The organism is Nocardioides sp., from assembly GCF_041600255.1.
In the GTDB taxonomy this organism is placed as follows: domain Bacteria; phylum Actinomycetota; class Actinomycetes; order Propionibacteriales; family Nocardioidaceae; genus Nocardioides.
Genome location: NZ_JBFIKK010000003.1, coordinates 33023 through 54709 on the forward strand (window position 1 = coordinate 33023; position 21687 = coordinate 54709).

Sequence of the window (21687 nt, forward strand, 5' to 3'; positions counted from 1 at the left end):
GGTCGCCTCCCCCTCTGTCACGTCGCCGGTCGAGCCGGCGTCGCTTCAGAGTTGCCTGGTCCGCACGGTCCTGGCGCCTGAGAGTTCCGGGGAGGAATTGCCCCTTCGGCGCTCCACCCGGTCGACGAGCACCGGGCGAAGACTCTCCCGTGCGGGATTGTCAGCCCCGTCAATCTACCATCGCACCCGCGACGTCCTGAGCACGACAGCGGCCCGCCACCACAGGGGTGACGGGCCGCGGTGCGACGTGGGATGCGGTCAGCCGGTCTGGCGGGCGGCACGCCGGGCGGCGAGCTCGTCGCCCTCGCTGGGCGCGGTCTCGTCGTCGGCGGTCCGCTCACTCGGGAGCTCGGCGAGCGTGCCCTCGATCTCCTGCCAGACGCCACCGATCGCGATGCCGAAGACCCCCTGGCCGCCCTGGAGCAGGTCGATGATCTCGTCGTTGCTGGTGCACTCGTAGACCGAGGCGCCGTCGCTCATCAGCGTGACACGGGTCAGGTCGTCGGTGCCGCGCTCGCGCAGGTGCTGGACCGCGGTACGGATCTGCTGCAGCGAGATGCCGGCGTCGAGGAGCCGCTTGACGATCTTGAGGATCAGGATGTCGCGGAACGAGTAGAGCCGCTGGGAGCCGGAGCCCTTGGCGCCGCGGACGGTCGGCTCGACCAGGCCCGTACGCGCCCAGTAGTCGAGCTGGCGGTAGGTGATGCCGGCCGCGCTGCAGGCGGTGGGGCCGCGGTAGCCGGTGTCACTGGGCAGAGGGGAAACGTCGTCGGCGAAGAGCAGCCCCTGCTCTTCTGCCACCTCGGCAGCGTGGGCCGCCTCGGCGGTCGGGCCCTGCTGCTGCTCGTTCTCGTTCACTCGAGTCCTCCGCGTCTACTCCGTTGACCGTAACTCGCGGGGGAAGAGTGGGACCGGCGAACCGGCAACCACATCAGTGGAGTTACAACAGAGACAGTTCAAGGTAGGCCTCAGGTGGAGGGTGGTCAACGACGACAGCGGCGTGTCGCAACCATCAACCTCTACTTGAGGGTGAGACTACCGACGTCGATCAGTGCGCGTCGAAGTCCTCGGGCGTGACCTGGTCCAGGAACTCCCGGAACTTCTCGACCTCGTCCTCCTGCTCGGCAGGAACCGCCAGACCGGCCTCGTCGAGCACCTCGTCGGCACAGACGATCCTGGTGCCGGTCCGCAGCGCCAGGGCGATGGAGTCCGATGGTCGGGCGCTGACCTCGGCACCGGAGGCGAAGACCAGCAGCGCGAAGAACACACCGTCCTTCACCTCGGTGATCCGCACCTCGGAGAGCTCGTTCCCGGTGGCGTCGAGCACGTTCTTCATCAGGTCGTGGGTCAACGGCCGCGGCGGTACGACGCCCTGCTGGGCGAAGGCGATCGCGGTGGCCTCGACGGCCCCGATCCAGATCGGCAGATACCGCTCCCCGGAAACCTCGCGCAGCAGCACGATCGGCTGGTTCGAGGGCATCTCGACCCTGACTCCCATGACATCGACTTCGCGCACGTTCCTCACCCTACTCCCGTGGCCCACATGGCACGGACCCCTCCGACAGGGATCAGGAACTGCGCAGGCCGATCTTCACCAGTGTCGCGTGGAGACGGACCGAGAGTGCAGCGATCTCGCTGACCGCTTCCTCGGCGCGGGCCTTCGCGGCGGCGTCCCGGCTGCGCTTGTGCGGAGCGACGATCTGCTCCACCAGGCCGACCTCGCGGTCCGCGGAGGTCTTGAACGCCCGCAGATGGCGCGGCTCGAACCCGAAGTCGGCCAGCTCGCGGGCGGTCTTGGCCACCACGAGCGCGTCGGTGTCGTAGTGCCCGGTCCCCGGTCGGGGCGTGATCAGGCCGAACTGCTCGAGCTGCTCGAGTTGCTCCTCGGTGATCTCGGCGATCTTGACCAGCTCGCGTCGCGAGAGCCGCAGGTTGTCGCGACGGTTGAAGGACTCGGCACTGGGCAGTCCGTCAGCGGCCAGGGCCACACTCGGCACCGTCGGCACCACCGCGTCGATCGGGGGCGGCTCCAAGCCCCGGTCGATCGCGTCGAGGTGCTCGCCGATCACCTTCAGCGGCAGGTAGTGGTCACGCTGCATGAGCAGGACGTAGCGCAGCCGGTCGACGTCCTGGCTGGAGAACTTGCGGTAGCCGGCCGGCGTCCGCTCGGGCTTGATCAGCCCCTTATCCTCGAGGAAGCGGATCTTGGGAATGGTGACGCCGGGGAACTCGGGCCGGAGCTGGTCGAGGACCTCGCCGATGTTCATCCGCGACCGGGCGGCGCCCGAGGCGGCGGCCGTGGGAGCCATCGTCAGTCGCTCTCGTGTCCGGAGAAGAAGACCAACCGGTACTTGCCGATCTGGACCTCGTCCCCGTCCTTGAGCCGGACGCTGTCGATCCGGTCGCGGTTCACGTAGGTGCCGTTCAGGCTGCCCACGTCGTTGACCGAGAACGTCGACCCCACCCGGTGAAACTCGGCGTGTCGCCGCGACACGGTGACGTCGTCGAGGAAGATCTCGCTGTCCGGATGGCGACCGGCGTTGACCAGGTCGGCGTTGAGCAGGAACCGGCTGCCGGCTCCGGGGCCTCGCTGGACCACGAGCAACGCGTGACCGACAGGCAGGGCGTCGACCGCCGCGGCGTCCACGGCGCTGAGCTTGCGGTCGGAGGTCTCGACCTTCTCGGGGCTCGCCACCGCGATCGTGGCGGTGGACTCCCCCGCCACGTCCCCCTGGCTCTCCGAACCCTCCACGGCCACCAGGCGGGTGCCGCACTGCGCGCAGAAGCGAGCGTCGTCGGGGTTCTGCCTGCCACATGATGTGCAGAACGGCATTGCTCATCCTCCGGGTCGAGTTCAGCACCGACACCTGGCCCCGCGGCAGTGGGAAAACCCTCAAGGCCGGGTTGAGGTTGACGGTTGAGGCGAACCTATCAGCCCCAGCGCCCGTATCAAGTCGGGCGCGCGAAGTCACCCCTCCAGGCTGGCGACGTACGCGGCCTGGTCGAGCAGGCCCTCGGCCTGCGACGCGTCGGCCGGGACGACCTCGAAGAGCCATCCACCGCCGTAGGGGTCGTTGTTCACCAGCTCTGGGGTGGCGTCGAGGCTCTCGTTGCGCGCCACCACCTCGCCGGTGATCGGGGCGTAGATGTCGCTGACCGACTTGGTCGACTCCAGCTCCCCGCACGTGCTCCCGGCCTGCAAGGACTCGCCCACCTCGGGCAGCGACACGAAGACGATGTCGCCGAGTGCGTCCTGGGCGTAGTGGGTGATCCCGACCCGCACCGACCCCTCGTGCTCGCCGGGCGTGCGCAGCCACTCGTGCTCGGACGTGTACTTCAGGTCCTCGGGGTACATGCGGTTCTCCTCCAGGTCAGCGGGCCGGTCGGGGCACTCGTGCGGGCAGGCTACTGCCCGGGGTCAGGCTCGGCGAACAGCGGCTGCCGGGGCTCGCGCACGCTCTCGATGTCGAGGGAGGCGAGCTCGTCGATCTGGACGGCCTGACCGTCCTCCTCGAACTGGGTACGCGGTCCGCGCAGGAAGGTGATGGCGCCTGCCAGGGTGTGCGGCTCGCCGATCACGTCGATGACGTACGGCGCCGCCAGCAGTGTTCCATCGACGTAGATGCCGCCGACCCCGTCCTCGAGCGAGGTCTGGGCGACCACCCGCACCTTGCCGTTGATCTGCATCGCCTCGGCCCCGGCGGAGCGGAGCTCCTGGATGGTGTCGAGCAGGGTGTCGATGTCGACCGGTCCGCTCACTTCGGTGATCGTGACCCGGATCCCCGGACCCGTGACGGGCACCAGGCCGGCCAGGATCGCGAGCGTGTCGGCCCGCTCCTGAGCCTGAGCCAGAGCGGCCTGTCGCGCGTCCGTGCTCGACTGCAGGTCCGCGCGCGTGCGCTCGAGGCGTGCGATCTCGGCCTCGGCCCGCTGGGTTGTCCCCGCCAGGCCGTTCAGGACGTCGATCAGGTCCTGCTCCCGGTAGCCGGCGTAGGTGTCGTCGATCCCGGTGGAGCGGACCTGGGTGACCGCGGAGAACCCGACCACGGCCAGCAGGATCGCCACCACGACCTGCGCGCGCGACGGTGTGGTCAGCGCCGAACGCAGACGCTGACGCCCGGTGGGCGCAGGAGTGCCGGGAGCATCGTCAGGCATGGAACAGGTGCCTCCGGATGGCCGCGACGTTGGAGAAGATCCGGATCCCGAGAACCACGATCACGCCGGTGGACAGTTGGCCACCCACGCCGAGCTTGTCGCCGAGGTAGACGATGGAGGCGGCGATCACGACGTTGCTGAAGAACGAGACGACGAACACCTTGTCGTCGAAGATGCCGTCGAGGTAGGCGCGCAGTCCGCCGAAGACGGCGTCCAGAGCTGCCACCACGGCGATGGGCAGGTAGGGCTCGAGTCCTTGGGGCACGTCGGGCTGGAAGATCAGCCCGAGGACGATCCCCAACAACAACCCCAGTGCGGCTATCACGGCCTGCCCCCTTCGGTGATCTTGCTCTCCGCCTCGGCGCTCGTCCCGGTCCTGACCTTGCGGAGCCGCAACATCTTGTCCGAAGCGGCGGGCAGTTCCAAGGCGTCCTCATTCTGCATCTCGAACTCGAAGCCCAGCTGATTGACCAGGCTGAACCACTGCTGACCGTGCGTGCTGTCGAGCAGCCCGGCCTGCAGGTCCCGGGTGTCCCCCACGGCCAGGACCGTGTACGGCGGACTGAGCGGACGGCTGTTCACGTGGATGACGACGTCGACGTTACGGATGCCCGACAACGCCGTGAGGCGCTGCCCGTTGATCGAGATGGCCTCTGCTCCGGCGTGCCAGAGCCCGTCGACCAGCAGGGCGAGATCCTCGTCGCGGATCACCTGGGTGGCATCACCGTCCGGGGTGTCGGAGGTGACGATCCGGACGCCCTCGCCCTTGACGGGGACGAACCCGGTGTTCACCTCCATCCGCCGCATCCGCGCGACCGCGGCCTGCTCGGTCCGGGTGAGCTGGGCGAGCTGGTCCTCCAGACCGACGTTGCGTTGGCGCAGGTCCACGATCTGCTGCTGCATCTCGGCCACGTCCGCGCGTCGCGACACGATCTGCTGGACCAGCGTCGCCCGCCCAGCGTCGTCCACAGTGGCATTGCGCGAGGTCTGCACGAACGCAGTGGTCGCCATGATCCCGAAGACCGCCACCACCACGGCCGCCGTACGGCGCGGACGACCGGGGGGCGGGCCTGGCGCACCGGCAGCCCGGCGTTCGGCCGCGTGCAGGTAGTCCTCGTCCATGGACTGCTGCGTGATCAGGGTCAACAACGGCATCGTCACCCGGTCGGGCAGCGGCCGGGCGCTGTCACGCGGTTCGGTGCCCGACATCTCACCCATCGGCGACCTGACGTCGCCGGGGCTCGGTGGTGGCCAGCAGGCGCCGGACCTGCCAGGCGTAGAGCAGACCCGCCCACCAGTAGAGGCCGATTCCCCAGCCAGCGAAGGCCCACCCGAAGACCGAGGCCAGGGTGGCCACCACGCCGTCGCCGTCGCCCAGGAGCAGCAGCGGGAAGGCGTAGAGCAGGTTGAAGGTGGCGGCCTTGCCCAGGAAGTGCACCGGCAACGCGCTGTACCCCCGGGTGCGCAGCAGTGGCACGAGGCCCCACATCAGCAGGTCGCGCAGGGGCAGCAGGATCGCCACCCACCACGGGATCACGTCGCGCAGCGCGAGGCCGATCACGACGGCCAGGATGTAGAGCCGGTCGGCGACCGGGTCGAGGATCTGGCCCAGCACCGAGACCTGGTCCCAGCGTCTGGCCAACCAGCCGTCGAGGTAGTCGGTGATCCCCGAGACCACGAGGACGGCGAGCGCCCAGATGTCCGCCTCGGGCCCCAGGACCAGCCACAGGAACAGGGGCACGCCGGCGAGCCGAAGACCGCTGAGCAGGTTCGGCAGCGTCCACACGTCGGTGCGCGTCGGGTCGTCCCCCACAGGTCCCTGCAATTCGTTCGTCCGAGTCTGTGCCGTGGACACACTATCCACCGGACCGCCGGCCACGCGTCGCCCACGCGCCGACCTGCGTCCGCCGCTCAGAGAGGCTCCTCGAGGTGCGCCGCGTCGCGGATCTCGCCGACGAGCTCCTCGATGACGTCCTCGAGCGTGGCCACGCCGACCGTGACGCCCTCCGCATCGACGACCCGGGCCATGTGGGCGCCGCGCCGCTGCAGCGTCTCGAGCGAGTCGTGCAACGAGTCGTCGCAGGAGACCTGGGCGAACGGACGGATCCACTTGTCGTCGATCGCGTGCTCACGCCGGTGCTCGTCGGGCTCGAGGACGTCCTTGATGTGCAGGTAGCCCATCAGCTCGCCCCCGTCGGTCTCCACCGGGAAGCGGCTGAAACCGGTGGACGCGCACAGCGCCTCCACGTCGGCCCGGCTCGAACCCCGCCGTACGGTCGTGAGGGTGTCGGGCGGCATCAGCACCGAGGCCACCGTCTTCTCGGTGAAGCCCAGCGCACCCGCGAGTCGGTCGTACTCGTGGTCCCCGAGCAGGCCCTCGCCGCGCGACTCCTCGACCAGGGCGGCCACCTCCTCGCGCGTGTACGTCGAGCTGACCTCATTCATCAACCGGACGCCGAAGACCCGCAGGATCGCCGAGGCGATCGCGTTGATCCCGTCCGCGAACGGACGCACCACCCGGAAGATACCCCAGATCACCGGTCCGAGCAGCATGGCCACCCGGTCGGGGCCGGCCAGGGCGATGTTCTTCGGGATCATCTCCCCCATCACGACGTGCAGGTAGACCACGATCGAGAGCCCGATGGCGAAGGCGATCGGGTGCAGGAACGCGTCCGGGACGTGGGCGCGGTGCAGCACCGGTTCGATCAGGTGGGCGACCGCCGGCTCACCGACGGCACCCAGGACCAGGGAGCAGACCGTAATGCCGAGCTGGGCGACCCCGATCACCGGGAAGATGTTCTCCATCGCCGTGAGCGTCGTGCGGGCCATCCGGGACCCCGCCTCGGCGCGCGGCTCGATCTGGGTACGTCGCGCCGAGACCAGGGCGAACTCCGCCGCCACGAAGAAGGCGTTGCCCAGCAGCAGCAGGACCGCGACCGTCAGTGCCATGGTGGTGCTCATGCCTGACCCGCCGATGCGTCAGGATCGCCGTCGAGCAGACGCAGGCCGACCCGGTCGATGCGGAGCCCGTCCATCCGTTCGACGGTGAGCACCGCCAGCAGCTCCCGAGGCTCGTCGGGGTCGGAGGTGTCGGGCACCGGCACCTCCGCCATGTCGCCGGGCTCCGGCATCCGGCCCAGCACCCGCAGCACGAGGCCGGCGATCGTGTCGTAGTCCTCGTTCTCGGGCAGGGCGATGTCGGTCAGGTCCTCCACCTCGTCGGGCCGGAGCAGACCGGAGAGCGACCAGCTGCCGTCGCGTCCCCGCCTGGCCCGGGCGCCGAGCCGGTCGTGCTCGTCGGCGATGTCGCCGACGATCTCCTCGATGACGTCCTCGAGGGTCACGATGCCCGCGTGGCCGCCGTACTCGTCGAGCACGATCGCGAGCTGGAACCCGTCCTTGCGGAGCAGGTTGAGCAGCGGATCGAGCCGCAACGAGTCGGGCACCACGATCGGCTTCGCCATCAGGTGCTTGATCCGGGTGGTGGCACGTTCGTTGACCGGCAACGCGACGGCGTGCTTGACGTGCACCGTGCCGACCACGTTCTCCTCGGCGTCGATGACCGGGAACCGACTGTGGCCGGTGCTGCGGGCCAGGTCGATCACGGCACTGGCCCGGTCGTTCGCCTCCAGGCTCACCGTACGGACGCGGGGGGTCATGATCTCGCCGGCCGTGCGCGAGCCGAACTCGACCGAGCGCTCCATCAGCTCGGCCGTGTTCTCGTCGAGCGTGCCCTGGTCCGCGGAGCGGGCGATCAGCGAGGCCAGCTCGGTGGAGCTGCGCGCCGAGCGGAGCTCTTCCTGCGGCTCGATGCCCAGCCGGCGCACGAACGCGTTCGCGGAGCCGTTCAGGAACCGGATCGGGACCCGGTTCACGGCCGTGAAGCCACGCTGGAAGCGCTGGGTGGCCCGCGCGGTCTCCATCGGCAGGGCCAACGCGAGGTTCTTGGGCACGAGCTCGCCGAAGATCATGGTCGCCACGGTGCCCAGGGTGAGGCCGATCCCCACCGCCACCGGCGTCACCAAGGTCTCCGGTGTCCCGGCGGCGGCCAGCGGCCCGTCGATCAGCTCGGCGATCGCGGGCTCGGCCAGGAAGCCGATGGCGAGGTTGGTGATGGTGATCCCGACCTGGGCGCCGGAGAGCTGGGTGGAGAGGCTCTGCAACGCGAGCTGCAGGCCCTGGGCGCTGGGGTCCCCGGCCGCGGCGTCCTGGTCGACCTTGCTGCGGTCGACCGTGACGAACGAGAACTCGGCTGCGACGAAGATGCCGCACGCGGCGATCAGCAGGATCGCGACGAGCAGCAGTAGCCAGGGGGTCATGAGCGCCGTCCCCGGGGGTGCCGGGAGAGGGGGCGACTTTGAGGGCCGTCCATGGGGGTGGCTCGTGATCCTTACGCCGGTGGTGAAGTCAGGACGGAACTCTACCGGCCGCCCGGTGGTGCCCGGTCGCGCGGCCCGTCCGACCGTTACGGGTGCCCCCTCAAGTCGGGGCGCACGGCGACCGACATGCCTGGTATGGACCAACCGGTCCCGCGTCCCCCGCCGTCGGAGCGCTGTCGCTCAGCGCATGGAGTGCCCGCCCCCTATGTCCGCGACGCCCGAGCAGGTCACCCCCGACCAGGTCGCCCCCGCCACCTCCCGACGCACGCTGCTCGGTCAGGCGGCGGCCGTGGGCGTCGGTGGCGCGGTGGCCGCCCTCGCCGTACCGGCACCGGCCGAGGCCGCCCGGTACCGCCCGGCCCGCTACCGGGGCAAGCGGATGCTCACCCGCCGGGGCCGGCTGGTGCTGAGTCGGTTCTCCTACGGGATCACGCCGGCGCTGGCTGCCCAGGTACGCAAGCAGGGCGGGTGGCAGAAGTGGTTCGACAAGCAGCTCACCCCCGACCGGATCAACGACTCCCAGATGCGGCGCTACGACGCCTGGTGGCCGGAGCTCTCGCGAGGCCCCGAGGACCTCTGGGTCCGCTCGCGCAACGGGGGCCTGCGGGGCTCGCAGGTGATGCTGTCCTACGAGCGCTGGGTGCTCACCCGCCGGATGTACACCCGCCGCCAGCTCCTCGAGGTGATGACGGAGTTCTGGGAGAACCACTTCAACGTTCCCGCGATCGGCAACGACCACTTCGTCCACCGCAAGGCCTACGGCGACGCCATCCGGGCCCGCGCCCTGGGCAGCTTCGAGGACCTTCTCGGCACGGTCATTACGCACCCGGCGATGCTGCTCTACCTGGACAACGCCGTCTCGACCGCCAAGGCCCCCAACGAGAACCTCGGCCGGGAGCTGCTCGAGCTGCACACGGTCGGCCGCGGGAACTACGGCGAGGACGACGTGAAGAGCAGCGCCCGGATCCTCACGGGCTGGACCTGCGACATCCGCGGCACCTGGGCTCCGCGCTACGTGGCGGAGAACCACTGGCGGGGACCGGTCAGGGTGATGGGGTTCAGCGACCCCAATGCGGCGGCCGACGGTCGCGAGCTCACCCGGCGCTACCTGGGCTACCTGGCGCACCACCCCGCCACGGCCCAGCGGATCGCCCGCCGCCTGGCCGTGAAGTTCGTCCGCGACAACCCGCCCCAGGCCCTCGTCGACCGCCTCGCCACGGTCTACCTCGACAACGACACCAGGATCGCGCCGGTGCTCCGGGCGCTGATCGCCTCGCCGGAGTTCGCCGATTCCACCGGGGCCAAGGTCAAGGATCCGGGTGAGGACCTGGTCAGCACCTACCGGGCGCTGCGGGTACGCCTGCTGGCCCCGAAGTCCGGATCCGACGCGGCCAACCAGATGCTCTGGCAGGCCGACAACATGGGCGCCATGCCGTTCGAGTGGCCGGCCCCCGACGGTCAGCCGATCGACAACGAGACCTGGTCCAACCCCTCGCGCCTGCTCGGCTCGATGGAGACCCACTACGCCCTCTCCGGCACCTGGTGGCCGCGTGAGGGTGTGCGGTACCGGAAGCACCGCGCCTGGGTTCCGACGTACCCGATCCGCTTCGACAGACTCGTCGACCACCTCTCGCAGGAGCTGCTGCACCGGCGCTCGACGGCCGAGCTGCTGGAGGCCTGCTGCGCGGCTGTCGACGTACGACCCCGTGAGCGGATCACCCGCCAGCACGCCCTCGTCCGGTACCAGATGCCACGGTTGCTGACCACCTTCCTCGACTCCCCCTACTTCCTCACCAGGTGACCACGATGAGCGACGCCTCCCCCCGTGCCTGCTGTGACGAGTTCGCCGCGGTCTCCAGGCGCGGCCTGATGCGCGGCGCGTTGGCCATGGCCGGCACGACGACGATCCTCGGCTCCGCCGTGGTGCGCGCCTCCGCCGCAGCACCCACGCCCGCGAGGTCCGTGATGGTGGTCGTGTCGATGCGCGGCGCCGCCGACGGCCTCTCCCTTGTCGTTCCTCACGCCGAGCGCGCCTACTACGACGCCCGGCCGCGACTCGCCATCCCCTCCGACCGCCTCCTGGTCAAGGACGGCCAGTTCGGTCTGCACCCCGAGCTCGCCCCGCTGGTGCCGATGTGGCTGCAGGGCAAGCTGGCCGCCGTGCACGCCACCGGCCTGGCAGCACCGAACCGCTCGCACTTCGCCGCGATGGAGGAGATCGAGGACGCTGCCCCGGGCTCGAGCAAGCGCGAAGGCTGGCTGAACCGGCTCATCGGCACCCACCCGACCGGCAACCCGCTCCAGGGCTTCTCGTACTCGCTCGGTGGTCTGCCGACCTCCCTGGCCGGCCCCCAGCCGGTGATGTCGGGAGGCGACCTCGACCGCGTGGCCATCCCCGGTGAGGACAAGTACGACAGCGGCGGTCGCCGCCGCTCGCTCAAGGCGATGTGGGACAAGAACCCGACCGCGCTGGGACGCGCGATGCGGACCACCTTCGCCGCGGTCGACGACTTCGGTCCGGTTCGCGAGGGTGACGAGACCCCCCGCAACGCGGCGATGTACCCCGACTGCGAGCTGGGGCGTGCTCTGGCGGCGGTCGCCCGGATCATCCGGGGAGACGTGGGGGTCGAGGTCCTCACGGTCGACCAGGGTGACTGGGACCACCACAGCGACCTCGGGACCGTGGACTGGGGACGCATGAAGCGCAATGCCGGGGAGTTCGCTGCGGCCGTGGCCGCGTTCTACCGCGACCTCGGGCTCCTCGGGGACAAGGTCACCCTGGTCACGGTGAGCGAGTTCGGTCGCCGGGTGCGCGAGAACGCCAACTACGGGCTGGACCACGGCTACGGCAACGTGATGTTCGTGGCCGGTGCCGGCGTGAACGGCGGCCGCTACTACGCCAGGTGGCCCGGGCTGAGCACGGACCACGACGCGGATCTGATGGTCACCACGGACTACCGCAACGTGCTCGCCGAGATCGCCCAGTCCCGCTTCGGCGCCTCCAGCAGCGCCGTCTTCCCGGGGCTCGTGCGCGAGCAGGTCGGCGTCATGAAGGGGATCTGACTCAGGTCAGGTCCTCCGTCATCACGAAACGCCCCTTGCCCTGACCCTTGGCGATGTACATCGCCGCATCCGCCCGCCGCAACAGGGCGCGGGCTGTTGTCTCACGGGCCCCGGAGTCCGGGGCGGCCGACACCGGCGCCGGGACACCCCGCCGCGCGTTGCCCGCGCGCCGCTCCACGATCGGTTCCACCCACCCGAGGTGTCGCGAGACACCCACGCTGACCGAGGGGTGGATCTCCTGGCCGTTGAGCAGCAGCGGCTCCTGGACCGCCGCCACGATGCGCTGGGCCACCCGGGTCTCCTCGCTGCTTGCCTCGAGAAGGATCGCGAACTCGTCGCCACCGAGCCGGGCGACCGTGTCGGTGGCCCGGACGCAGTCCAGCAGCCGGTCGGCCACCGTCTGGAGCAGCCGGTCCCCCGCCTCGTGACCGAGCTCGTCGTTCACCCGCTTGAAGTCGTCGAGGTCGCAGAACATCACGGTGACGTGCGTGCCGGGCTGCATCAGCGCCCGGTCCAGCCGGTCGCCGAAGAGCACCCGGTTCGCCAGCCCGGTCAGGTTGTCGTGCAGAGCCTGGTGCTTGAGCAGGTCACGGGTCTCCAGCAGTTCCGACAGCAGTCGCTCGTTGTCGAGCATGGCCAGGAACTGGCGCACCAGCACGAGCACCAGGAGGGTCATGCCGAGCGCGATCTCGTCGGTGGGCGACCCCTGTCCGCGAGCGACCTGGAGCACCAGGGTCCCGACCGCGACCAGGAACGGCACGTAGGGAAGGAGAAGGAGCAGGGGGGACGGGCGAAGCGCGTGCCCCGGGCGCCGGGTCTGCCAACGCCCCTGGGCCGAGGAGTCGACGCTGACGGTCGAGGCAGCCACCGCCAGGAGCAGGAACCCGAGGAACGCAGCGATGCTCACCAGCGCCGACGAGGGGTCCCCCGGCAGGCTTGCGTAGTAGACCCGGACGCTGTCCGAGAGCGCCAGGCTGATGAGGCCGAGCGCCAGGATCGCCAAGGTCGTGCGGTCGGCGGCCCGGCCCCGGATGAACGCGATGAGGACGAGCGTCGCGACACCGATGTCCCCGATCGGGTAGACGAGGGACACCGCCAGCGATCCGCCCATCCCGGCCTCGCGCTCCACCACCGAGGACAGCGTGGTGACCCAGGCGAGGGTGACCAGCGACCCGCCGATGATCAGGCCGTCGAGCAGGTCGCGGATCGGCACCCCGAGCTGTCCCGGCTGTCCGCGCAGCCAGACGGTCAGGCCGATCGTCGCCGCCACCGGGAAACCGATGAACCCGACCTGGCTCACGTCCTCGACGGCGAACGGCAGGGCAGCCTCTAAGGTGCACAGGGCCTGGCCGAAGGCCCAGGCGGCCGCCGCGAGCGCCAACCACGTCCACGTCCAGCGCTGGTACCCCGTCGTCCGTCGTACGACGTGCGCACACACCACGGCGGCCGCCAGGGCCGCCAACAGCTGCCCACCACCGGTCAGGGAGGCCATCGTGCTCGGGTCTGGGGTCGACAGCCACAGCACCATCGCGTAGATGGTCCCGAGGAAGACGACGGAGGCAACCTTCAGCCAGGCATTCATGGATTCTCCCGCCTGGCGGTACCGAGGTGACTCGACTGAGGACGCGATCGAGCCGGGTTGCTCGACGCAGCACGATACTGCCGCCGACCCCCGGACGGAGCCGAACCCGCCGCCCGGCCGGACCGGTCCAGCGTTCCGGCCCCGCCGCCCTCGCTCAGGTGAGTAGTCTGGAGGAGGTTCACGCGCGGTCCCGTGCTCACCTGCGCTGCCGAGCGCAGCACCAGCACTCCCGCGGCGATCCGACGGGGGGTGGGGCAATGGCGAAGTTCGCCTTCGAGTCCGGCGTGGACGACGGACGCCCGACGCTGCGCGCCCTGCTGCCGTTCCTCATCATCGCGGTCGTCCTGATCAGCGCCCTGGGTGTGCCCACCTCGCGACTCGAGGGCGCCCTGCCCGCGCTCGCGCTCGGCACATTCGTCGCCGCAGTCGTCGTCCAGGCGATCGCCGTACGACGCCCCCGTCGCAGCGCCCTGGATCCGGTCGGATCCTGGCTCTTCTTCGCCGGGGTGTTCGCTCTGGAATTCATCGCAACCGGATCCACGCTGGCGGTCGCGCCGCTGATCGTTCTTCCTCTGCTGTGGCTGGCCCTGTTCGGACAACGCATCCATCTCGTCATCGCCTGTGTGCTCAGTGCCGTGGCACTCCTGCTGCCGTTCGCCCTGGCCGGTCCGGGCGGGTTCGAGACGCACCATCTCGTCACGGCGTTGGGGTTGTGCGCCCTCGTCTTCGTGGTGACGCCGGTCGTCCACGGAGTCGTGCGGGAGCTCCACGAGCGCCGGAGACGTGAGCACGCGGCTTCCGCCCAGCTGCGCAGGGTGATGGAGGCGGCCACCCTCAGCGCCATCATCTCCACCGACGCGGAGGGCACCATCACCAGCTTCAGCCGCGGGGCGGAGCTGCTGTCCGGCTACTCCGCGAGCGAGGTGATCGGGAAGACGACGCCGGACTCCTTCCTGGCGTCGGCGGACGTCGCGCGCGTCGCGGCGAGCCTGGGGGTCCCCCCCGGCCTTCCGGTCATCCAAAAGCTCGCCGGCCTCCAGGAGCCGGCCCGGACATGGGGCTATCAGCGCAAGGACGGCGCCCACGGACACCTGCGCCTGGTGGTGACCGACCTGACCGACGAAGCGGGCGCGGTGTGCGGCTACCTCGGGGTCGCGATCGATGCCACGGCGGAGGTCGCCGCCGGAGCTGCGCTCCGCAGGTCCGAGGCCCGCTGGCGCATCGCGATGCAACACCTGCCCGACACCACCGTGCTCGTGCTGGACGGGGAGATGCGGGTGCGGATGTCCGCCGGCGCCGGCGCGCTGCGCTCCGGGATGGGCGAGGTCACCGGCCGACTGCTCGCCGACGTGATCAACCCGGAGAACGTCGAGGCCCTCACCCCGCTGGTCGTGAACGCCCTGCAGGAAGGGATCGACGGTCGCAGCGAAATCACGGCCACAGTCAACGGTCACGAGCACGACGTCTGGGTCAGCCCACTGCCACCTGAACCCGAGGCCGAACCCGAGGTGATGATCGCCGCTCGTGACATCAGCGAGCAGCGGGCGCGCGAGCGCGAGATCGTCCGAGCCCGTGACCGGGCCGAACGGCTCTTCCTCGACGCCCCGCACGGGATCGTCCTGCTCGACACCGACGGCTTCGTCACCGCCGTCAACCCGTCGTTCGCCCTGCTGTCCGCGCGCAGTGAGGACGAGTTGCTCGGAGTCGAGTTGGCCAGCCTCGAGGCCTCCGATGACAACGTGCTCTCCCAGCACCTCAGCGACGTCCTGCGAGCCCCGAGCGGACGCTCGACCGCCGAGTGGACCCTGCATACCGCGGACGACCGGATCGTGCACGTGGGCCTGTCGAGCATCCTGCTGGGCAGCACCGAAGGAGAGCCGGACCAGGTCCTGGTCAACGTCATTGACAACTCCGAGCGCTACCGGCTCGAGTCGCAGATGACGCAGATGTCCGAGCACGACCCCCTCACCGGGCTGGTCAACCGCCGCCGCTTCTCCGTCGAGCTCGGCAGCCACCTCGAGTACTGCCGGCGCTACGGGTATCGCGGCGCCCTGCTCCTGATGGACCTGGACCACTTCAAGGAGATCAACGACACGCTCGGCCACAACGCCGGCGACGAGCTGATCGTCTCGGTCGCCTCGGTGCTGCGCAGCACGGTGCGCGGGACCGACGTCGTGTGTCGGTTGGGGGGCGACGAGTTCGCCGTCCTGCTGCGGGAGACCGACCGGGCAGGGGCCGAGCTCGTCGCGGAGACCGTCATCAACCAGGTCCGGGAGTACGCCCGCTCGCTGGAGGGCAACCACCGTGACATCACCGCCAGTGTCGGCGTGGTGATGGTGGACGAGCGGAACAGCTCCCCCGGCGACCTCCTCGCCGCCGCGGACATGACCATGTACGACGCCAAGGACGCCGGCCGCGACCGGTGGGCCCTGCTGGACTACGAGCTCTTCGACCTGCCGCGCGTGGGCGCCCGGATGGCCTGGAACACCCGGATCGAGCGGGCCATCGAGAACGACGACCTGGCCCTCCACCTCCAGCCGATCTGGGACATGAAGCTCGGTCGGGTCACCGGCGCCGAGGTGTTGCTCCGGCTCGCCGACGGTCCGACGCTCGTCTACCCGAGCAGGTTCCTCTACGTCGCCGAGCACACGGGCCTGATCAAGAAGCTCGACGAGTGGGTGCTCAACAAGTCCCTGGGCATCCTCAAGCGTCTGCAGACCCTGGAGCCGACCTTCCACCTGGAGGTCAACGTCTCGGGCAAGTCGATCGGTGACACCCGGCTGGAGAAGACATTGATCGCGGCGCTCAACCACCACGACGTCGACCCGACCGGTCTGGTCCTGGAGATCACCGAGACCGCCGCCGTGGCCGACATCGCAGCCGCGCGTGCGTTCGCGCAGCGGGTGACAGCGCTCGGGTGTCGCTTCGCCCTCGACGACTTCGGCGCCGGGTTCGGTTCGTTCTACTACCTCAAGCACCTGATCTTCGACTACGTGAAGATCGACGGCGAGTTCGTCAGCACCTGCCACCTGAGCCCGACCGACCGGGCCATCGTGCACGCGATCGTCGGCATCGCCCACGGCCTCGGCAAGCGCACGATCGCCGAGTTCGTCTGCGACGACTCGATCATGGAGGTCATCGAGGCCGAGGACGTCGACTTCGCCCAGGGGTACCACATCGGCAAGCCGATCGAGCTGGAGAAGTTCGTCGAGACGTTCCTTCGGCCGGCCCCCTGAGTCAGGAGCCGGCCGAAGTCCCGGGGGGGAATGGAGGTGTCTGGTCAAGCGCGCAGGTACTCGGGCGTGCTCCGGTCAGCGGCGGGCGTGCCGTTGAGGAAGGCGATGAGGTCCATGGATCGGTATGACTCGTCGGTCTCCCGGCTGACCCGGACGAGTTCGCTGTTCTCGCGCCGCGGGCCCGGAGCCAGGTGTGCGGCCGGATCGAAGTCGATCTTCTCCAGCAGGAGGGTCTCGATGTCCACCGAGTCGACCCGGCGACGTCGGCCTCGGCCGAACCCGAGCGTGCGGTCACGGTCCCAGTGCTTCTCGTCGTCGGCAGGCGTCGACGTCAGCAGGATGACGACGAAGGAACAGACCATTCCCAGCAGCAAGAACTCGGCGAACATGACAGCCTCCATGAGAGTTGGAACCGGCGAGATGGAGCTTCGCCGACCAGATGCAGACTTCTTCGGTCGCGGGAGTCCCGAACTTGAGGGCCACGCCTTCTCTTTCGGGGATAGTGTCGGGCCATGACCAGCTCGGGGGACCACGCAAGCAGCAACCGGTTGGCCGATCTCGACCGTGAAGCCCTCCGGCGGTACCGGTCCGCCCTCGAGACCGAGGAGGACCGCGTCTCGTACCGCCGGCGCCTCATCCACGCCCAGATCGACCTGCTCGAGGCCGGCTTGAGCCCGGCCAGCAAGTTCAGCACCGAGGACCTCGTCCGCGTGCTGCGCGATCCCGGCCCCGGCAGCGGCGGACGGCGAGCCCTGGTCCGGATCCCCACCGAGACCCTCGCCAGCATCTCCGACCTCGCCGACGTCCTCGACACCGATCCCGACCGTGACGACCCCGACCAGGTGGCGGCCGCGCTCGCCACGCTACGCGAGGCCGAGCGAGCTCTGACCGAGCACCGGCGGTCGGTGCACGAGAAGCTGGACGAGGCGACCCAGGAGCTGATCAACCGCTACCGGGACGACCCCCGCGCCGCGCTCTCCGTCATCCCGTCGGAGCGCTGACATGGACTCGATCGCGTCGAACGACGCCGTGGTGCGCTGGTGGACAGCGTTCAAGAACGACAACGACCAGGAGGCCCGCGCCAACCTGGTCCTGCACTACACCCCGCTGGTGAAGTACGTCGTCGGGCGTCTGCGCTCGGGGATGCCCTCCCACGTCGACCAGAACGACCTGCTCTCGGACGGGGTGATGGGCCTGATGGATGCCATCGAGAAGTTCGAGCTCGACCGGGGTCTACAGTTCCAGACCTACGCCACCCAGCGGATCCGGGGAGCGGTGGTCGACGGGCTGCGGTCGTCGGACTGGGTGCCCCGGGCGGTCCGGGAGAAGATCCGCAGCATCGACATGGCCCAGGCCACCCTCGAGCGCCGGCTCGATCGGCCCGCCACCGACCACGAGGTCGCGGCCGAGCTGCAGCTCAGCGTCGACCAGCTGCGCCACATGTACACCGAGACGTCGTACACGCAGGTGGTCAGCTCGGACGCCCTCGAGCTGCACGAGGGATCGCAGCCGAACTCCCTCATCGCCGACGCGGACTTCGGCGACGACCTGCCGGAAGGCTTCCTCGACGCCGTACGCCGCCTGCCCGAGCGCGACCAGATCGTGGTCGCCCTCTACTACTGGGAGCACTTCACGCTGGCCGAGATCGGGCAGGTGCTGCAGGTCACCGAGTCGCGGATCAGCCAGTTGCACAGCCGCGCGACGATGACCCTGCGGCGCACACTCGCCGGCTCGGACGCCTGAGGCTCGGCGGCCCGACCTCAGCCGTCGGTCACCGCACGCCAGCAGGCCGTGGCGAGCAGCGGTCTGATCGCCGGGTCGACGCAGCCTTCGGCGGCCACCAGCCGGACCACCGGCCCCAGCGCGAGGTCGAACAGCAGCGGCAGCGGCAGGGCCGTCAGGTGCGCCACCAGGTCGGCCAGCGCGGGCGAGGCCAGCCAGATCTCGGCCGGGGTGCCCGACCCGGCGTCGTGGGCGACCTGCGCGAACGGCGAGACCTCGACCTGGACCAGGAAACGAGCGCGGTCGGGGTCGGCGACAAGGTGGTCGAGAGCGCCGTGCCAGAGCTGGTCGAACCGCTCACGCGGCGGCAGGGACACCCCCACGCCCGCGACCGCGGCAGCGATCAGCTCGGTCTTCACCTCCAGGTGGGTGGCCTGCACCAGCGCCTCCTTCGAGGCGTAGTGCACGTAGGCGGTGCCGGTGGCGACACCGGCCGCTCGGGCCACCGACGCCATCGAGGCGCCGTGGAAGCCGTGCTCGGCGACGAGCCGGACCAGTGCTCCGCGCACCGCCGCTGCCCGATCCATGCTCACCGCTGCCGCCCCGGCCTCACCTGTCGAGGGCGGCGACGACGTCGAGGGTCACCCCCGTCTCGCGCTCGGAGACCACCCAGAGCTCGTTGATCCGTTTCGTGGCGTCGAAGCGGCGCAGGATCGGCCGGCGAACGGCCGCGCCGTTGCTCGCGAACATCGGCGCGTAGAGCTCCCCGCCACGGGCCCGGGGGTCCGTCGCGGCCCGCAGCTGCGGGCGCACCCCGATCGCCGGCGGCATGCCCATCCGCATCGTGAGCTTGTGGAAGAACGGCCCGGCCCATCCCCCGCCGCCCTGGGAGACGGTGTGCGCCTGCAGGTCGGTGTTGGAGAGGCCCGGGTGGGCGATCAGGCTCTGCGCGGTGACGCCGGCTCGTTCGAACGCGCGCTGCAGACCGAGGCCGAAGTGGTAGTTGGCCATCTTGGCCTGGGCATAGGACTTCCAGGCGCCGTAGTTGCCCTCGAGGTGCGGGTTCGCGGGGTTGACCGGTCCGCCCAGGAAGCGCGCCGTGCTCGTCACGGTCACCACGCGCGCCGCAGGAGCCCGCAGCAGCTGCGGCAACAGGTGGGCCGTGAACGCGAAGTGGCCCAGGTGGTCCACGCCGAACTGCATCTCGAAGCCGTCGACGGTACGGCGCTCCGGCATCGCCATCACCCCGGCGTTGTTGACCAACAGGTCGATCGTGTCGTGATCCGCCACGATCTTCTCGGCAGCCTGCGCCACCGAGGAGAGGTCGCCCAGGTCGAGCGGGACGAGCTCCAGCGAAGCGTCCGGATGCGCAGCCCGGATCTCGGTCACCGCCTCGGCCGCCTTCTCCTGGTTGCGCACCGCCATCACGACGTGCGCGCCGGCTCCGGCGAGTGCCTTGGCGGTCTCCAGGCCGAGTCCCCCGTTGGCACCGGTCACGACCGCCGTGCGGCCGCTCTGGTCGGGAATGTCGTGCTGGGTCCAGGCCATGTGCATCTCCTCTGACTGAATGTTCATTCAGTCTAGAGGACGTTTTCACTAGCCCGGAACGGCGACCCGCAGGTCGGTCACCACCCGGGGACACGCTCGGCAGGCACGGGCACCCTGGTCGGCGTACCACCGGCACTGGGGACGGATCCCGCACTTCGCGAGGCGCTCCCCCGACGGACCACCGTTTGACTCCCCCGCCAGGTCTGCCGCCTCGCCGGCGTCGGCGATCAGCTCTCCCAGCCCGCAGTGGCTGCCTGACCAGTGGCCGCACTCGGACTCCACGCACGGGCCCGCGAACCGGTACTGCGCCTCGAGGGGACGTCTCTCGTCGGCTGGCAGCGCCTCGATGTCGTCCCGGGACAGCGGCACGGCCGGGCTCACGTACGCGACCCGGCCTCCGCTGCCGATCATGCCGAGGAAGACCGTTGCGTTCTCCACCGACGTGCTCGGGCACATCCGGCCACAGGCTCCGTCGGGAAGGGCGTGCATCCCGGCCACGGTCAGCGCCGGAACTGGTCCTGGACGACCTCTTCGATCCGCGGGCCGAACCTGTCGGCGAGGTCTCCGGTCAGCACCCAGATGCCGTACCACTCCGGGTTCAGCTTCAGGTGGTTCTGCCCGAAGAGAACCGGGGACTCCATCTCGACCTTGGCGTCGGTGAGGGCCTGCAGGCCCGCCCGTTGAATCGCGGAACCGATCTTGGCCCGCTGGGCGTTGGAGAGCTCCACGCCGTCGACCACGAACCTGAAGTCTGCTCGTCCCTCCATGAGGGCACCTCCCGAGTGAGTGCGAGTGATCCTGGTCCAGTGATACGCCGCGGCGGCACCGGCGTCCATGACCCGTCGGTGTCAGTGGGAGGGGTCCGAATGGGTCATCCGGCGGGCAAGCTCCGCGCGCGCCAGCCGGATCTCGTCGAGCTGCAGGTCGGCGAGGGTCCGCAGGCGTTCGGACAGCTCCTGGCCGAGGGACTCGAGGTAGATCTCGATGGCGTGGTCCTCGCCCTGGATCGCGGACGACAGCACGCTGTCGGGGCTGGAGCCCGAGACCAGGTCCTTGAGGGCCATCCAGCCGCGGTGGACCGCAGCCACCCGCGTGCCCGACTGGTCGATCTCCTCGTCATGGTCGCCGGCCACACCGCGCAGTTGGGTGACGAAGGCCTCGCGCTGCCGGCTGTAACGCTCGAAGAGCTCAGCGAGCTCCTCGTGCCCGTGGTGCGCGAGGTGCTCGGCCCCGGCGGCATAGCCGATCTTGCCGTCCTCGAGGGTGCGGACCAGTTCCTGGGTGCACTGCTCGTCGTTCGACATCGAAGGCAGCCTCTCGTCGGTTCGAGCTGGATGCCCCCGGGGGACGGGGCCGGTGCCTCATCGTGGCACGGAGATCAGGCGGGCGTGGACGTGTTCTTGTTCTTCTGCCCGGTCCGGGACTTCGACGCGGTCTTCGCCGGCGCGTGGGGGCGAGCTTCGGGGGCGACCGTGGTGTCACCGGAGTCCGGGTCGATCGCAAGATCCTCGACCACGGAGTCGTAGATGGGCATCGTTTCCATGCGTGCGGGAGTACCCGGCCCGACCGGCGGCAAACGCGTCGAGGAGCGAATCCCACCTCTCGTGCCCAAGATCACAGTCGGCGCCCGTCGTGCCAGACGGCGTCGTGGGCACGGTGGGTCTGGCTCAGCCCGCGCTCGAAGAACCGCTCGTAGTAGCCCTCCTCGACGTGGTGCGCCTGCAGCCACACCCCGGGAACGTGGATCGCTTCGGTGTGGGCCGGGAACCGCCCGTGCGTCTGGTGGATGTAGGTGCAGATGTCGCGGGTGCAGGCGATGACGTCCGCGCCGTACTCCTCGGCCTCGGCCAGGTACTTCGCGCCGAACTCCCCGCGGTAGATCCGGGCGAACAGCGCCTCGTCGGCGTAGATGCCGTGCGGCCCGAACTTGTCGGCGACCACCGCGTCCACGGCCGCTGCCATGTCCGGGTAGTTGGGAGGGCACATGGTCTTGATCAACCAC

General features: G+C 69.9%; 25 protein-coding genes and 1 riboswitch. Of the genes, 5 read left to right on the top strand and 20 right to left on the bottom strand.

Translation table 11 applies throughout. The features are described from left to right. Positions 1–55 precede the first annotated feature (55 nt). Positions 56–160, bottom strand: a riboswitch (glycine riboswitch). Between the two features lie 98 nt (positions 161–258). The 11 genes from ABZE72_RS00780 to ABZE72_RS00830 form a co-directional block, all read right to left on the bottom strand. Next, positions 259–801 (bottom strand): MerR family transcriptional regulator, encoded by a 543-nt coding sequence (locus ABZE72_RS00780; protein ID WP_372727125.1) that lies wholly within the window; start codon positions 799–801, stop codon positions 259–261. Positions 802–1048: 247 nt separating this feature from the next. Beyond that, positions 1049–1516 (bottom strand): bifunctional nuclease family protein, encoded by a 468-nt coding sequence (locus ABZE72_RS00785; protein WP_372727100.1) that lies wholly within the window; start codon positions 1514–1516, stop codon positions 1049–1051. A gap of 52 nt (positions 1517–1568) precedes the next feature. After that, the gene (locus ABZE72_RS00790) at positions 1569–2309 is read right to left on the bottom strand and encodes a MerR family transcriptional regulator (RefSeq protein ID WP_372727101.1); all 741 of its coding nucleotides are present in this window, start codon (positions 2307–2309) and stop codon (positions 1569–1571) included. 2 nt (positions 2310–2311) lie between these two features. Further along, the gene (locus ABZE72_RS00795; RefSeq protein ID WP_372727102.1) at positions 2312–2833 is read right to left on the bottom strand and encodes an FHA domain-containing protein; all 522 of its coding nucleotides are present in this window, start codon (positions 2831–2833) and stop codon (positions 2312–2314) included. 135 nt (positions 2834–2968) lie between these two features. Next, positions 2969–3355, bottom strand: a complete 387-nt coding sequence (gene gcvH, locus ABZE72_RS00800; protein ID WP_372727103.1) for a glycine cleavage system protein GcvH — start codon at positions 3353–3355, stop codon at positions 2969–2971. 50 nt (positions 3356–3405) lie between these two features. Then, entirely contained in the window at positions 3406–4155 is a 750-nt protein-coding gene (locus tag ABZE72_RS00805; protein ID WP_372727104.1) for a DUF881 domain-containing protein, read from the bottom strand. Next, entirely contained in the window at positions 4148–4480 is a 333-nt protein-coding gene (locus tag ABZE72_RS00810; protein ID WP_372727105.1) for a small basic family protein, read from the bottom strand. Before ABZE72_RS00810 ends, ABZE72_RS00805 begins: the two co-directional genes overlap by 8 nt. After that, positions 4477–5364 carry a DUF881 domain-containing protein gene (locus tag ABZE72_RS00815; RefSeq protein ID WP_372727106.1) on the bottom strand — a complete coding sequence of 296 codons (888 nt, stop codon included), beginning with the start codon at positions 5362–5364 and terminating at the stop codon, positions 4477–4479. Before ABZE72_RS00815 ends, ABZE72_RS00810 begins: the two co-directional genes overlap by 4 nt. A 1-nt stretch (position 5365) precedes the next feature. Beyond that, positions 5366–5968 (bottom strand): CDP-alcohol phosphatidyltransferase family protein, encoded by a 603-nt coding sequence (locus ABZE72_RS00820; RefSeq protein ID WP_372727107.1) that lies wholly within the window; start codon positions 5966–5968, stop codon positions 5366–5368. 98 nt (positions 5969–6066) lie between these two features. Then, positions 6067–7116, bottom strand: a complete 1050-nt coding sequence (locus tag ABZE72_RS00825) for a hemolysin family protein (RefSeq protein ID WP_372727108.1) — start codon at positions 7114–7116, stop codon at positions 6067–6069. Further along, positions 7113–8474 carry a hemolysin family protein gene (locus ABZE72_RS00830; RefSeq protein WP_372727109.1) on the bottom strand — a complete coding sequence of 454 codons (1362 nt, stop codon included), beginning with the start codon at positions 8472–8474 and terminating at the stop codon, positions 7113–7115. Before ABZE72_RS00830 ends, ABZE72_RS00825 begins: the two co-directional genes overlap by 4 nt. 265 nt (positions 8475–8739) lie before the next feature. Here ABZE72_RS00830 and ABZE72_RS00835 point away from each other — a divergent pair, with 265 nt between their 5' ends. Both ABZE72_RS00835 and ABZE72_RS00840 read left to right on the top strand, forming a co-directional pair. Further along, entirely contained in the window at positions 8740–10335 is a 1596-nt protein-coding gene (locus tag ABZE72_RS00835; RefSeq protein WP_372727110.1) for a DUF1800 domain-containing protein, read from the top strand. 5 nt (positions 10336–10340) lie between these two features. Next, on the top strand, positions 10341–11597 hold the full coding sequence (locus ABZE72_RS00840) for a DUF1501 domain-containing protein (RefSeq protein WP_372727111.1): 1257 nt from the start codon (positions 10341–10343) through the stop codon (positions 11595–11597). 1 nt (position 11598) lies between these two features. Here the strand turns inward: ABZE72_RS00840 and ABZE72_RS00845 are convergent, their stop codons facing one another. Beyond that, positions 11599–13179, bottom strand: coding sequence for a diguanylate cyclase domain-containing protein (locus ABZE72_RS00845; RefSeq protein ID WP_372727112.1), 1581 nt, complete (start codon positions 13177–13179; stop codon positions 11599–11601). A gap of 257 nt (positions 13180–13436) precedes the next feature. On the opposite strand from ABZE72_RS00845, the gene ABZE72_RS00850 reads away from it, so the two are divergent. Beyond that, positions 13437–16415, top strand: coding sequence for an EAL domain-containing protein (locus ABZE72_RS00850; RefSeq protein WP_372727113.1), 2979 nt, complete (start codon positions 13437–13439; stop codon positions 16413–16415). Between the two features lie 44 nt (positions 16416–16459). Here the strand turns inward: ABZE72_RS00850 and ABZE72_RS00855 are convergent, their stop codons facing one another. Continuing rightward, positions 16460–16804 (bottom strand): hypothetical protein, encoded by a 345-nt coding sequence (locus tag ABZE72_RS00855; protein WP_372727114.1) that lies wholly within the window; start codon positions 16802–16804, stop codon positions 16460–16462. A gap of 123 nt (positions 16805–16927) precedes the next feature. Between ABZE72_RS00855 and ABZE72_RS00860 the strand changes: the two genes are divergently transcribed. Further along, positions 16928–17416, top strand: coding sequence for a hypothetical protein (locus ABZE72_RS00860; RefSeq protein ID WP_372727115.1), 489 nt, complete (start codon positions 16928–16930; stop codon positions 17414–17416). Between the two features lies 1 nt (position 17417). Then, positions 17418–18158, top strand: coding sequence for a FliA/WhiG family RNA polymerase sigma factor (locus ABZE72_RS00865; protein ID WP_372727116.1), 741 nt, complete (start codon positions 17418–17420; stop codon positions 18156–18158). Positions 18159–18175: 17 nt separating this feature from the next. Here the strand turns inward: ABZE72_RS00865 and ABZE72_RS00870 are convergent, their stop codons facing one another. From ABZE72_RS00870 to ABZE72_RS00900, 7 genes are all read right to left on the bottom strand, one after another. Continuing rightward, the gene (locus tag ABZE72_RS00870) at positions 18176–18724 is read right to left on the bottom strand and encodes a TetR/AcrR family transcriptional regulator (RefSeq protein WP_372727117.1); all 549 of its coding nucleotides are present in this window, start codon (positions 18722–18724) and stop codon (positions 18176–18178) included. A gap of 22 nt (positions 18725–18746) precedes the next feature. Further along, complete coding sequence (locus ABZE72_RS00875) at positions 18747–19712, bottom strand: oxidoreductase (protein ID WP_372727118.1); 966 nt, start codon at positions 19710–19712, stop codon at positions 18747–18749. Between the two features lie 21 nt (positions 19713–19733). Beyond that, positions 19734–20174, bottom strand: coding sequence for a hypothetical protein (locus ABZE72_RS00880; protein ID WP_372727119.1), 441 nt, complete (start codon positions 20172–20174; stop codon positions 19734–19736). Positions 20175–20185: 11 nt separating this feature from the next. Beyond that, positions 20186–20452: a hypothetical protein gene (locus tag ABZE72_RS00885; protein WP_372727120.1), complete on the bottom strand. Its 267-nt coding sequence runs from the start codon at positions 20450–20452 to the stop codon at positions 20186–20188. An 81-nt stretch (positions 20453–20533) separates the two neighbouring features. Beyond that, complete coding sequence (locus ABZE72_RS00890) at positions 20534–20989, bottom strand: PA2169 family four-helix-bundle protein (protein WP_372727121.1); 456 nt, start codon at positions 20987–20989, stop codon at positions 20534–20536. Positions 20990–21063: 74 nt separating this feature from the next. Next, entirely contained in the window at positions 21064–21228 is a 165-nt protein-coding gene (locus tag ABZE72_RS00895; protein WP_372727122.1) for a hypothetical protein, read from the bottom strand. Between the two features lie 71 nt (positions 21229–21299). Then, a partial coding sequence (locus tag ABZE72_RS00900) for a hypothetical protein (RefSeq protein WP_372727123.1) occupies positions 21300–21687 on the bottom strand: 388 nt, incomplete at its 5' end.

Bases quoted from the DNA above. Each gene is read 5' to 3' on its own strand.
- ABZE72_RS00790 (WP_372727101.1), bottom strand. From the start codon at position 2,309: ATGGCTCCCACGGCCGCCGCCTCGGGCGCCGCCCGGTCGCGGATGAAC.
- ABZE72_RS00795 (WP_372727102.1), bottom strand. From the start codon at position 2,833: ATGCCGTTCTGCACATCATGTGGCAGGCAGAACCCCGACGACGCTCGC.
- gcvH (WP_372727103.1), bottom strand. From the start codon at position 3,355: ATGTACCCCGAGGACCTGAAGTACACGTCCGAGCACGAGTGGCTGCGC.
- ABZE72_RS00805 (WP_372727104.1), bottom strand. From the start codon at position 4,155: ATGCCTGACGATGCTCCCGGCACTCCTGCGCCCACCGGGCGTCAGCGT.
- ABZE72_RS00815 (WP_372727106.1), bottom strand. From the start codon at position 5,364: ATGTCGGGCACCGAACCGCGTGACAGCGCCCGGCCGCTGCCCGACCGG.
- ABZE72_RS00825 (WP_372727108.1), bottom strand. From the start codon at position 7,116: ATGAGCACCACCATGGCACTGACGGTCGCGGTCCTGCTGCTGCTGGGC.
- ABZE72_RS00830 (WP_372727109.1), bottom strand. From the start codon at position 8,474: ATGACCCCCTGGCTACTGCTGCTCGTCGCGATCCTGCTGATCGCCGCG.
- ABZE72_RS00835 (WP_372727110.1), top strand. From the start codon at position 8,740: ATGTCCGCGACGCCCGAGCAGGTCACCCCCGACCAGGTCGCCCCCGCC.
- ABZE72_RS00840 (WP_372727111.1), top strand. From the start codon at position 10,341: ATGAGCGACGCCTCCCCCCGTGCCTGCTGTGACGAGTTCGCCGCGGTC.
- ABZE72_RS00845 (WP_372727112.1), bottom strand. From the start codon at position 13,179: ATGAATGCCTGGCTGAAGGTTGCCTCCGTCGTCTTCCTCGGGACCATC.
- ABZE72_RS00850 (WP_372727113.1), top strand. From the start codon at position 13,437: ATGGCGAAGTTCGCCTTCGAGTCCGGCGTGGACGACGGACGCCCGACG.
- ABZE72_RS00855 (WP_372727114.1), bottom strand. From the start codon at position 16,804: ATGTTCGCCGAGTTCTTGCTGCTGGGAATGGTCTGTTCCTTCGTCGTC.
- ABZE72_RS00860 (WP_372727115.1), top strand. From the start codon at position 16,928: ATGACCAGCTCGGGGGACCACGCAAGCAGCAACCGGTTGGCCGATCTC.
- ABZE72_RS00865 (WP_372727116.1), top strand. From the start codon at position 17,418: ATGGACTCGATCGCGTCGAACGACGCCGTGGTGCGCTGGTGGACAGCG.
- ABZE72_RS00870 (WP_372727117.1), bottom strand. From the start codon at position 18,724: ATGGATCGGGCAGCGGCGGTGCGCGGAGCACTGGTCCGGCTCGTCGCC.
- ABZE72_RS00875 (WP_372727118.1), bottom strand. From the start codon at position 19,712: ATGAACATTCAGTCAGAGGAGATGCACATGGCCTGGACCCAGCACGAC.
- ABZE72_RS00880 (WP_372727119.1), bottom strand. From the start codon at position 20,174: ATGCACGCCCTTCCCGACGGAGCCTGTGGCCGGATGTGCCCGAGCACG.
- ABZE72_RS00885 (WP_372727120.1), bottom strand. From the start codon at position 20,452: ATGGAGGGACGAGCAGACTTCAGGTTCGTGGTCGACGGCGTGGAGCTC.
- ABZE72_RS00890 (WP_372727121.1), bottom strand. From the start codon at position 20,989: ATGTCGAACGACGAGCAGTGCACCCAGGAACTGGTCCGCACCCTCGAG.
- ABZE72_RS00895 (WP_372727122.1), bottom strand. From the start codon at position 21,228: ATGGAAACGATGCCCATCTACGACTCCGTGGTCGAGGATCTTGCGATC.